The sequence below is a fragment of the Paenarthrobacter sp. 4246 genome (assembly GCF_040546855.1).
Classification (GTDB): Bacteria; Actinomycetota; Actinomycetes; order Actinomycetales; family Micrococcaceae; genus Arthrobacter.
Window position 1 is genome coordinate 133,451 of sequence record NZ_JBEPOP010000004.1, and the last position, 11,155, is coordinate 144,605.

The 11,155-nt window shown below is 62.6% G+C and carries 8 protein-coding genes; all 8 read right to left on the bottom strand.

The genetic code is table 11. The features are described from left to right. Positions 1-35: 35 nt before the first annotated feature. Positions 36-1,160, bottom strand: coding sequence for a multiple monosaccharide ABC transporter substrate-binding protein (gene chvE / locus ABIE35_RS08510; protein ID WP_354514047.1), 1,125 nt, complete (start codon positions 1,158-1,160; stop codon positions 36-38). A 339-nt stretch (positions 1,161-1,499) separates the two neighbouring features. Further along, positions 1,500-3,785, bottom strand: a complete 2,286-nt coding sequence (locus tag ABIE35_RS08515) for a gluconokinase, GntK/IdnK-type (protein WP_354514049.1) — start codon at positions 3,783-3,785, stop codon at positions 1,500-1,502. After that, on the bottom strand, positions 3,775-5,004 hold the full coding sequence (gene manD, locus ABIE35_RS08520; protein ID WP_354514051.1) for a D-mannonate dehydratase ManD: 1,230 nt from the start codon (positions 5,002-5,004) through the stop codon (positions 3,775-3,777). Before manD ends, ABIE35_RS08515 begins: the two co-directional genes overlap by 11 nt. A gap of 35 nt (positions 5,005-5,039) precedes the next feature. Beyond that, complete coding sequence (locus ABIE35_RS08525) at positions 5,040-6,410, bottom strand: mannitol dehydrogenase family protein (protein WP_354514053.1); 1,371 nt, start codon at positions 6,408-6,410, stop codon at positions 5,040-5,042. After that, a complete protein-coding gene (gene uxaC / locus ABIE35_RS08530; protein WP_354514055.1) occupies positions 6,407-7,813 on the bottom strand; it encodes a glucuronate isomerase in 1,407 nt (468 codons plus the stop codon). The genes ABIE35_RS08525 and uxaC overlap by 4 nt, the downstream gene beginning before the upstream one ends. A gap of 107 nt (positions 7,814-7,920) precedes the next feature. Beyond that, positions 7,921-8,967, bottom strand: coding sequence for a LacI family DNA-binding transcriptional regulator (locus tag ABIE35_RS08535; protein ID WP_354514057.1), 1,047 nt, complete (start codon positions 8,965-8,967; stop codon positions 7,921-7,923). Between the two features lie 76 nt (positions 8,968-9,043). After that, complete coding sequence (locus tag ABIE35_RS08540) at positions 9,044-10,213, bottom strand: Gfo/Idh/MocA family protein (protein WP_354514059.1); 1,170 nt, start codon at positions 10,211-10,213, stop codon at positions 9,044-9,046. 41 nt (positions 10,214-10,254) lie between these two features. Beyond that, entirely contained in the window at positions 10,255-11,091 is an 837-nt protein-coding gene (locus tag ABIE35_RS08545) for a sugar phosphate isomerase/epimerase family protein (RefSeq protein ID WP_354514061.1), read from the bottom strand. Positions 11,092-11,155: the final 64 nt, after the last annotated feature.

Consider the following 11,155-nt stretch of genomic DNA (forward strand, 5'->3'; position numbering starts at 1 on the left):
AGCACAGGGCGGCGGGACCGCAGACCGGGAACTAGCTACTTGACGTCGGATTCCTTGTAGTAGCCCGAGTCGATGAGTTCCTTCTGGAAGTTGTCCTTGGTGATGATGACGGACTTCAGGAGGAAGGCCGGAACAACCTTGACCTTGTTGTTGTAGGTCTTGGTGTCATTGGTTTCCGGCTCGGTGCCCTTGAGGACAGCGTCCACCATCTTCACGGCCTGCGCGCCTAGCTGGCGGGTGTCCTTGAAGATTGTGGAGTACTGCTCGCCGGCGACGATGGACTTCACGGAGCCCTTTTCTGCATCCTGTCCGGTGACCACGGGAAGGCTTCCGGTGGAGTAGCCGCCGGTGCTGGTCAGGGCGGAAATGATACCGATGGAAAGGCCGTCGTACGGGGACAAAACGCCGTCCAGCTTGGTGCCGGAGCTGTAGGCCGAGGTAAGGATGTCTTCCATGCGCTTCTGGGCTACGGGTGCCTGCCAGCGCAGGATGGCTGCCTGCTCAAACTTGGTCTGGCCGCTGGGAACCTTCAGCGTGCCGGCATCCATGTACGGCTTGAGGGTGTCCATGGCGCCGGTCCAGAAGAAGTTGGCGTTGTTGTCGTCCGGGCTTCCGGCGAACAGCTCAACGTTGAACGGGCCCTTGCCCTCTACCTTCTTGCCGCTGGCGTCAACCAGGCCAAGCCCGGTCAGCAGCGAGGTTGCCTGCTGGACACCAACGGTGTAGTTGTCGAAGGTGGTGTAGTAGTCCACGTTCGGCGTTCCGTTGATGAGTCGGTCATAGGCGATGACCTTGACGTTCTGCTCCTTGGCTTTGGCCAGGACATCGGTCAGGGTGGTGCCATCGATGGCCGCGATGATCAGGGCCTTTGCGCCCTTGGTCAGCATGTTCTCAATCTGGGAAACCTGCGTAGGAATGTCGTCGTTGGCGAACTGGAGGTCCGTCTTGTAGCCGAGATCCTTCAGCGACTTCTCCACGTTGGCGCCATCTGCGATCCAGCGTTCGGAGGTCTGGGTGGGCATGGAAATGCCTACCAGGGAATCGCTCGGGTTCGCGCTGCTGGTGGACTCCGCAGTGCCTCCACGGCTTCCGCAGCCCGTGGCTCCCACGGTCAAGGTCAGGACAACCGCTACGGCGCCCAGGAGTTTTTTCAATCTCACGATGCTCTCCTTCCGCGGCAGCATTGCCGCGAACTCTGATGCAGCCGGAGCATCTGCGCGTCCGGCACGGTAAAGCTGGGTGGCCTGTGTGCTGAGGGCGGCACATGCCGGTGAAAAGTGATGCGACTGCCATTGTGAACGCTAACAATACCGTCGGTCAAGTGCCGTGGATCACGAATTGATTACCGACCGGAACCGTCCCAGTATCTCTTGACTTGAATCGTTGTTAGCGTTCACAATTGGCGACTTCATCGTTCCGGACGGTAAGGCCGAGCCGCGGGAGGGCAAGAAAGAGCCCGGTACTGCGTTGCAGGCAGTACCGGGCGTCGATCAGTGAAATCAGAGGCGGGTGTCGAACGAATCGCAGAACACGTTCTGGTTAAACGTCCCCAGGAACCCGGACTTGCCCTGGATCTTCTCGATCGTGGCCCGAATGGCCTCACGCGTTGCTGCGTGTGCGTGAATGGCTGTCTTGACCATGGGCACGTCGATCAAGTGGTTCGGCTGGTTCAAGGAGACAAACACCGTGGGAACCTCCGTGGCATACCAGGGAATTTCGGCAGCCATGGGCGAGGACCACTTGATCCGAATGGAAGCCTCCTGCGCGAAACCCTTTACATTCGCGAAGACAAAGGCGGCGTCGTAACGCTCCGCATAGTCGCCGGTGGCTTCCTCGGACAAGACCCGCATAAAGTTCATACCCCTCTCCCCTGCGGCTTCGCGCTGCTCAGCGGTCCTGAACACGCTGACCTGAAATCCTGCGGTTTCAAGTTCTTCGCGGACGGTGTCCAGGTAGGCCAGAGGATCGGCGCGCGTGAAGTCGGCTCCACCTGAGATGCCGTAGAGACGGATCCGCGGATGCGTCTGAGGGGTGATGGGCAGGTTGCGGGCGGTGTCCTTCACCAGCGTCACGGTCTTGTCGGCAACGTCCGCGGCGATGGCGCGGTGGGCCTCACTGCCAATAACAGCCAAGGCTTCGGCCGACGGAACCAACGAATCCCGCGACGCGAGGTGCAAGCCGAGGCTCGCCTTGAGGCCAAGGATCCGCCGCAGGGCATCCTGCAAACGCCCCTCGCTGATGACTCCGGACTTATAGCCGTCCAGCATGTACCCGAAGTCCTCCTCCGGGTTCCGGAAGAACAGGAACATGTCGCAGCCCGCAGCGATGGTCGCAGGCACCAAGTCGCGGCGCTTCATGGCCTGTGTCAGACCAACCATCAGCGAAGCATCCGTGAGGACCAGCCCATTGAAACCGAGTTCGCCACGGAGCAGATCCTGCAACAACTCAGGCGCCAGCGTGGCAGGGAGAATCTCAGCATCCGACAAGCCTGGCCGGAAGTGCCGGGACACCTCGGGCGCACCAATGTGGCCCACCATGATGGACTGCACGCCGTGCCCGATCATTTCGCGGTACACGTGTCCGTAGCTGGCGTTCCAGTCTTCATAGCCGAGGGTGTTGTATGACGTGACTACGTGCTGATCGCGCTCATCAATGCCGTCCCCCGGAAAATGCTTCATGGCGCAGACGGTGGGTGATTCACTGATGCCGTCGAAGTACTCCTTGGCCCGCTCAACCACAATCTCCGGGGTGTTGCCGAAAGCCCGCGTGGAAATGACCGTGTTGCGCCAGTTGTAGTGAATGTCCACGATCGGCGCGAAGGCCCAGTTGCAGCCCAGTGCGGCAGTCTCGACGCCGGCCACCTGGCCCATCTGCCGCGCAATGTCCTTGTCCGGGTGCGAGCCCGCCTGCAAGTGCGTGGAAACGAACGTGCCGTCGTCGCAACTGCCGGCGCCGCCCATCTCCGGATTGGACGCGATCAGCAGCGGAATGCGGGTTTTGGACTGGGCGTAACGGATGTGTTCCTGCACGGCCGATGACGGCCCTGGCCGGTACCGCATACCGCCCACATGGAAGTTCTCCAGCACGCCGTCGAGGTACGCCGGGGAGTAGTCGTTGTTGTGATTGATGAACAGCTGGCCGATCTTCTCTTCCAGCGTCATGGAACCAATGGTGCTCTCTACCCACTCCACCGCGGCGTCATCCAGGTTGTAGGGAGCCGCTGCCAAATCCACCAAGTGCGGCCCGGTAGACGCTGCGGACTGGCCTGTCAGTGCGGCATGTACGTCATTCACGATGTCCTCCACGGGCGATGCGATGTCCACAAGAACCCCGGCTTCGTCGTCCTCGAGCGGTTCCAGCGTAGCCAACTGCGAGTCCAGCAGCGAGGCCGGCATGAAGTGCCCGGGCCGGGCAGTCATACGGGCGTTCAGCAACTCGCGGGTGCCGTGCAGGTGCACGAACACCACGGATGGGTCGGCGCTGCGGATGATGTTCCGGTACGAGCGTTTGAGCGCGCTGCACGCGATGACAAGAGCAGATTTCGACGCCGGGAATCGCCTGCCGATTTCAGCCAGCCAGGGTGCACGGTCGTCGTCGTTCAGCGGAGTACCCGAGGCCATCTTGTCGATGTTCGCCTGGGGGTGCAGCGAATCGCCGTCGAGGAATCCAGCGCCGAGGCGCTTGGCGAGGGCGGCACCAATGGTGCTCTTGCCGCAACCGGCCACGCCCATCACTACGATGTGGTGGCGGTGCCCATCTTCAGGGGAAGCAGATCTACCAGTCATGAACCGTGCCGTCCACGAGTCGGTTGTAGGGCAGGTAGGCCTGCTGGTACGGGAACGCGGCGGCGGCTTCCTCGTTGAATTCGACGCCGATGCCGGGGTTGTCGCCCGGATGCAGGTAGCCGTCTTTGAAGGTCATGGACTGCTGGAAGACCTCGTTGGTCTTGTCAGAGTGCTGCATGTATTCCTGGATCCCGTAGTTGTGGATGGCCAGGCCGACGTGCAGCTGGGCGGCAAAACCTACCGGGGAGATGTCCGTGGGGCCGTGGAAGCCGGACTTGATCTGGTACTGCGCGGCGAAGTCCATGACCTTCTTGAGCGGTGAGATGCCGCCGAAGTGGGTGGAGGCTGCGCGGACGTAGTCGATCAGCTGTTCCTTGATGAGGGTCTGGAAGTCATACACGGTGTTGAAGATTTCGCCGATGGCCAGCGGGGTGGTGGTGTGCTGGCGGACCAGGCGCAGGCCCTCCTGGTTCTCGGCCGGGGTGCAGTCTTCCAGCCAGAAGAGGTCGTACGGTTCCAGGGCCTTGCCGAGCTTGGCGGCCTGGATGGGCGTCATGCGGTGGTGTCCATCATGCAGCAGCGGGATCTCCGGGCCGAACTCGTTCCGCACTGCCTCAAAAACGGTGGGCAGGTGGCGCAGGTAGGCGCGAGTGTCCCAGTCTTCTTCCAACGGGAAGTTACCACGGCCGGCGGGCTCGTAGTCGTACCGTTCGCCCGAGGCTTGGGCTTGCGCGGCAACACCATAGACGGCCTTGATGCCAGGGACCGCCGTCTGGATACGGATGGACTTGTAGCCCAGCTCCAGGTGCTCACGAACGGAGTCGAACAGCGACGGAATATCAGCGCCGGACGCGTGGCCGTAGGCGCGCAGCCCGTTACGGGAAGCGCCACCAAGCAACTGATACACCGGCATCCCGGCAACCTTGCCCTTGATGTCCCACAACGCCATGTCGACGGCGGCGATGGCGGCCATCGTGACGGGCCCGCGGCGCCAGTACGAGCTTCGATACAGGAACTGCCAGGTGTCCTCGATCCTGTGCGGATCCTTGCCAATCAGCAGCTGCGCCACATGCTCCTTGAGGTATGCAGCTACCGCGAGTTCACGGCCGTTGAGGGTGGCGTCTCCGATGCCCGTCACACCGTCCTCCGTAGTGATGCGCAAGGTGACGAAGTTGCGGGACGGGCTGGTCACAAAGACTTCAGCGGCAATGATTTTCACAGCTTTTCCTTTCGGGATGTGGCTGGGTTGAAGGGTTAGGTTGGATTACCACTTACGGCAACCGGTTGCGCATCTGTTGCAAACGCTTGGCCGAGCCGGTAGACCAGCTCCACTACCGGGGGATCCCCCGCAAGCCCGGAATCCAGCAACGACACCAGGGCAGCAGTGCGGTCAAGGCCGGAAAGCTGGTTGGCCTGCTCCACCTCCAAAGCACGGGGATCCTGCAGGCCAGCGTTCGTTTCCACGAACGCAGCCCACGCGGCGATCATCCTGGCCGCAGCTTCACCGGTTCGCCCTGCTGCGCGTTCGGCGCGGAGTACAGGAACGGCCCGCATGCGAAGCTTGGTGCTGGCGTCCATGGCGATCTGAGCCAAGTGGTGTGCAATCCGGGAGTTGCCAAAGCGCTCCAGCAACGCCTCCCTGTAGTCGGGAATGCCCAGATCGTCACCGGCAAGGTGCCTGGACGCCTCGTCCCAGAAATCTTCGACGGCTCGCAGGCATAGGGGATCGGCCAGAGCTTCGGCCACCGTGGAGTGCCCACGCAGTTGCCCGGCGTAGGCCAGGATCGAGTGCGCACCATTAAGTAGCCAGAGCTTGCGGTTTTCATAGGGCTCGATGTCGTCCACAAAGACAGCCCCGGCGTCCTCCCACCGCGGACGGCCTGCAGGGAAGACTCCGCTCAGGACCCAGTTGCGGAAAGGTTCGGTGACCACCGGAGCGTCGTCCCGGTAGCCGCACTTTTCGCTCACCAGGGCAACGTCATCGGCAGTTGTCCGGGGCGTAATGCGGTCAACGGACGTGCTCACGAAGCTCACGTTCGCCTCGATCCAGGCGGCCAGGCCGCCGTCGAACTCTCTGGCAATACCCAGCACGCCACCCCGGGCGACGTTGCCGTTGTCCGAGAGGTTGTCGCAGGACACCACGGCGAGGGGACCGGCGTCGGCGTCCCTGCGGGCGGCGAGGCCGCGGACCAGACGCCCCAACGGCGTCGTGGGCTTTTCGCCGGCACGCAGCAACGTCACGTCTTCCGCGCCAAACCCGTAGGCGGCTTCGGTGATGGTCAGGGTGACCACGGCGGTCTGCGGAGCGGCGACCAGTTCAACCAGCCGGCCGACGTTGGCACCATCGACGGCTTCGACGATGCTGCCCACAACCTCGAAGGAGTCGCCGGCATCGGATCGCTCCACCACGGTAAACAAACCATCCTGTCCCGCGAGAACCTCGGCGGCGTCCGGTCGGCGTCCGGTGAAGGAGGCGATGCCCCACTCCCCCGCGTCGGCGGCGTGCTGCGTGTACCAGGCCTGGTGCGAACGGTGGAAGGCACCCAGGCCAAGGTGGACAATGCGGACCGGCGCCTTGCCGGCGGGGCGGGTCTCGCGGTTGAGACGCGGAAGCCCGGCGTTCACAGCTTGAACACCCTGCGCGGGGAGGAATCGACGACGTCGAGAATCAGCTCGTGCGCGCGGTCCTCAGTGACGCGGTGCTCGGCTACAAGGCGTGCGAGGAAGGACGCTTCGATCCTGCGGGAGGCGTCGTGCCGTGCGGGAATGGAGCAGAAGGCGCGGGTGTCATCGATGAAGCCGGAGGACCGCGAGAAGCCGGCAGTTTCTGTCACCGCAGAGCGGAAGCGCAACATGGCGTCGGGCGCATCCAGGAACCACCACGGGGCGCCGATGTACACAGACGGGTAGAAGCCTGCCAGCGGCGCGAGTTCGCGGGAAAACACTGTCTCGTCCAGCGTGAAGAGCACCAGGTGGAAATCCTTGGCCGTGCCGAAGTCCTGCAGCAACGGCCGGATGGCCTCGGTGTAGTTCACGGCGAACGGAATGTCGTGACCGGTATCGGCACCAAAGGACTCGAAGGTAGGGCCGTGGTGGTTCCGGTACGAACCCGGGTGGACGGTCATGACCAGGCCATCCTCCACGGACATGCGCGCCATCTGGTACATCATGTGGGCCTCGAATGCGTCGCGATCCTGCGAAGTGGCCTTGCCGGAGCGCGCCTTTTCGAAGAGCGCTTCCGCTTCCACGGGGTCCAGCTTGAGCGTGGCCGGGGTGCGGACGCCATGGTCCGCCGATACCGCGCCATGCTCTACGAAATAACGACGCCGGTTTTCCAGGGCCGCGATGTAGCCGGCGTAGCCAGTGCCGCCGTCAGCCGCGGTCTCGATGAGCCGATCCACATTGGCACTCCAGCTGGGATGAGCCACATTCAGGTAGGCGTCCGGGCGGAACGTGGGCACGACGCGGCCGTTGAAGGTCGGATCTTCAGTGAGTGCCTTGTGGCTGGCCAGACTGTCCAGCGGATCATCCGTTGTGGCGAGGACCTCGATGTTGAAGTCCTTGAAGAGCTGCCGCGGGCGGAAGTCGGGTTCCACCAACTTGGCAGCAATAGCGTCATAACTTGCGTCTGCGGACAGCTCACTGAGGTCCGCGCCGAGTTTGAACACATCATTGAACTGGGTGCGCAGCCAGTACCCGGAGGCAGTGCCTTCGAAGAGCGGCCAGGCCTGGACAAAGGTCCGCCAGATCTCCCTGGACTCCGGGGCGGACGCGGTGCCGGCCAGCAGCTGATCCATCGGAACTCCGTTGGCGTGGATCAGGCGGGTGACGTAGTGATCCGGGCTGACCAGAAGCGCAGCAGGGTCGGGGAACGGCGTGTTCTGCTCGATGACTGCGGCGTCAACGTGGCCGTGCGGGGAAATGATGGGCAGGTCCTGGACGCGCTCCAGCAAGGACCGCGCGATGCTGCGCGTCCCGGGATCTGCGGGCAGGAGCCTGTCAGGGTGTGCTGCGATGGACTGTGACATAGGTCAATCTTGGCGGTCCGATCCAACCTTTGTCAACCGGTTGCCAAAAATTGCCAACTAGTTGCTGAGTGGCCGTCCATCACGGCCAATGGCGTTCCGCCCTGGGGCTAAACCAACAGCCGTCCGCTGGAGCCACGCACTACGAGTTCCGTCTCCACCCGGACAGCTTCGCCCGGAGCGTCCTGGCCTTGGAGCATGTCCAGCAGGATGGTCACGGCACGGGTGCCGCACTCCCCCAAGGGCGAGCGCACTGTGGTCAGGGCGGGAGTGGTGAAATCGGCGCCGAAGATATCGTCGAAACCAACAATGCTGATCTGGTCCGGAACGCGCATGCCGCCGGCCTGCAGTTCCTGCATCAAGCCAATGGCCAAGAGGTCGTTGTAGGTGATCACCGCCGTCGCCCCGCTCTGCAGGACGTCGCGCGCAACCTGCCGGCCGCCGTCGACCGTTGGTTTGGACGACTCCAGGCGCACCGCGCTCAGCTTGGACCACTCGGCGGCGGCTTTGACGCCTTCCCAACGGCGGGCCGTCATCCAGGACTGCTTGGGGCCGGCGACGTACGCCAGCTTCTCGTGGCCATTGGCGGCCAGGCTGCGCACGGCTTCGCTGATGCCCTTGTTGACATCGGGAACAACGCACGGCACGCCTTGGATTTCGCGGTTGATGACGGCCACGGGTTTGTCCGCGGCCAAGGCGCGGATGTGGTCGTCGTCCATGCGCGGGCTGGCCAAAATAAGGCCGTCAACCGTGCTGAGGAGGCGCCGGGCGGCGGTTACCTCCGTCTCCGGCGACTCGGCAGACTCAGCCAGAACCAACGTGTAATCGCGGGCTGAGCCGGTGGTTTCAGCGCCGCGGATGATGTCGAAGAACGTGGGGTTGGTGATGTCCGCGACGATCAAGCCGATGGTCTGGGTGCGGCCGGTGGGCAAGGCCCGCGCGAAGGGGTTGACCTGATAGTTCAGCTCCGCTGCCGCATCCTCAATAATCTTCTGCGTCTTGGCGCTAACGCGGCCGGGCTTACTCAGCGCGCGGGACACAGTGGAAGGATTCACGCCCGCCAGCTTCGCGATGTCGTAAATCGTGGCAGAAGACTTCTCCCCCCGGCCTCGTTTGGTGGGGGTGGTTGCTGTTCCGGTGCTCGTCACGTCAGTCACCGCTCCATCGTAGACCGCATGGCAACAAAAAAGGCCGGTTGCCAAACAAATCAGCAACCGGCCCATTTCGCGCTTGTTAGGAACGCTCGGGGAACTTGCCCTCTTCTGCGATGCGCTTGTTCAGCTCTTGCAGGAACTCGTCCTCATCAAAGTCCAGCGATACTTCCTTGCCGGTCCAGGCGGAGAGGTGGATGGCGTTGGCCAGGCGGACACCGTTGATGCCATCGGACCCCGGGGCCAGCAGCGGCGTACCGTCCAGGATGTTGGCAGCGAAGTTCTCCAGGACACCTGCGTGCTGGCCGCCCCAGACGGACTCGAATTCGATGACCTCGCTGGTGTACAGCTCGTCGCGGTTCAGCTGCCCCATGAAGAGCTTGCGGACATCGTCCATGCCCATCGCATCGCTGATGTCCCGTTCCGGCTTGACCAAGCGGGTGACGGTGGCAACCTTGCTGCCCTCCACCACGATCTTGCCCTGGTCGCCCAGGATTTCGAACCGGTCCGTTCCCACAATGTCATGGGTGGCCGTGACGAAAACGCCAGTGGCGCCGCCGTTGCCATAATCCACTACCGCGGTGACCTCATCCTCGACGGCGATATCGCGGCGGAAGCCGAACGCCACCTTCGAGTACACGGACTTGGGGACGCCGCAGATCCACTGCCAGAGGTCCAGCTGGTGCGGTGCCTGGTTGACCAGGACGCCGCCGCCTTCGCCGCCCCAGGTGGCGCGCCATTCGCTGGAGTTGTAGTAGCCCTGGGGACGCCACCAGTTGGTGATGATCCAGTTGGTGCGCCGGATGCTGCCGATCTCGCCGTTATCGACGATTTCCTTGAGCTTCTTGTACAGCGGGTTGTTGCGCTGGTTGAACATGATGCCAAAGGAGAGCTCCGGCTTGGAGGCCGCGAACTCATTAAGCTCCTTCACCTGCTTGGTGTAAACGCCGGCGGGCTTCTCCACGAGCGCGTGGATATTGCGCTTGAGTGTCTCGATGCCCATCTCCGGGTGCAGGAAATGCGGCACACAGGTGACAATCGCGTCCACGGAACCGCTCTCCAGCATCGCGATGTAATCCTCGAAGAACGGGACATCGGGGTACTGGGAAGCGGCCAGCTCCTTCTTGGCGGGATCGACGTCGCTGATGGCGGCGATCTCCATGTTCGGCACGAGGCCGTCGGCGATGAACTTGGCGTAGGCGCCGCCCTGCTGGCCAAATCCGATGATGCCGAGGCGTACTTTCTTGCTCATGACTGCAATCTCCCGTGTCTAAAACTGAAACTAGTTGAAATCTAGAAAAGGTCGGCGTGGCCCATGGCCACCAGGTTGTCGTATGAGGTCTGGAGTGCATCCCATACGGTCCGCCCATAGAGCTCGTCCTGCTCCACCAAGAGGTACCTGGCACCCGCGGCCACGGCGGCAGGAACGATGGACGCGAAGTCCAGGTTGCCCTCTCCCACTTCGGCGAACTGCACCACGTTGCGGAACTCGGCCATGAATCCGGGGAAATCGCCCTTCTCCAGGAGCCCGAACGACGATTCCGGCAGTTGACCGATCCTGTAGTCCTTGAGGTGGACCATGGCAGTCTTGCCCGCGTATTTTTCGAGGGTGCGGACAGGGTCCAAGCCACCGCGCTGGACCCAGTGGACGTCGATTTCCATGCCCATGGCCGGTGAGTTCGCAGCGATGATGTCCAGCATGTACTTGCCGTCAAACTTCGCGAACTCAATGTGATGGTTGTGGTAGTACAGGCTGATGCCGTGCTCCTGGAGGCGTTCAGCGTAGCCGTTGGCCCGCTTGGCGAATTCAACCACCGAATCCAACGATTTCATTGCCCCGAACGGAAGCATGCCGATGCGCAACAACGAGCTGTCCAGGCGCTTGGCGTCGTCCACAATCTTGTCGAAGTTGTCGGCCAGCGATTCCACGGGCATGCCCTTGCGGCCTTCGATATTGACCGAAAGCGCTGCGATGTCCATACCCAGCTCCGTACGGGAGCGGTCAAGTTCACCCACGTTCTCCGGAGTCATGGGGATTTGGGAAATCTCGACGGCGTTATAGCCGATCGCGCTGACCTTCCGGAGTGTTTCGAACGCTCCAACGTCTGCAAAACTGTCTTTCAGCATCATGGCTTGTACGCCTATTGTGGCCACTTTTTCCTCCGGGGTTTCCGGGCCCTTCCGGACCCTGGGA

Bases quoted from the DNA above. Each gene is read 5' to 3' on its own strand.
- ABIE35_RS08515 (WP_354514049.1), bottom strand. From the start codon at position 3,785: ATGACTGGTAGATCTGCTTCCCCTGAAGATGGGCACCGCCACCACATC.
- uxaC (WP_354514055.1), bottom strand. From the start codon at position 7,813: ATGTCACAGTCCATCGCAGCACACCCTGACAGGCTCCTGCCCGCAGAT.
- ABIE35_RS08545 (WP_354514061.1), bottom strand. From the start codon at position 11,091: ATGATGCTGAAAGACAGTTTTGCAGACGTTGGAGCGTTCGAAACACTC.
- ABIE35_RS08540 (WP_354514059.1), bottom strand. From the start codon at position 10,213: ATGAGCAAGAAAGTACGCCTCGGCATCATCGGATTTGGCCAGCAGGGC.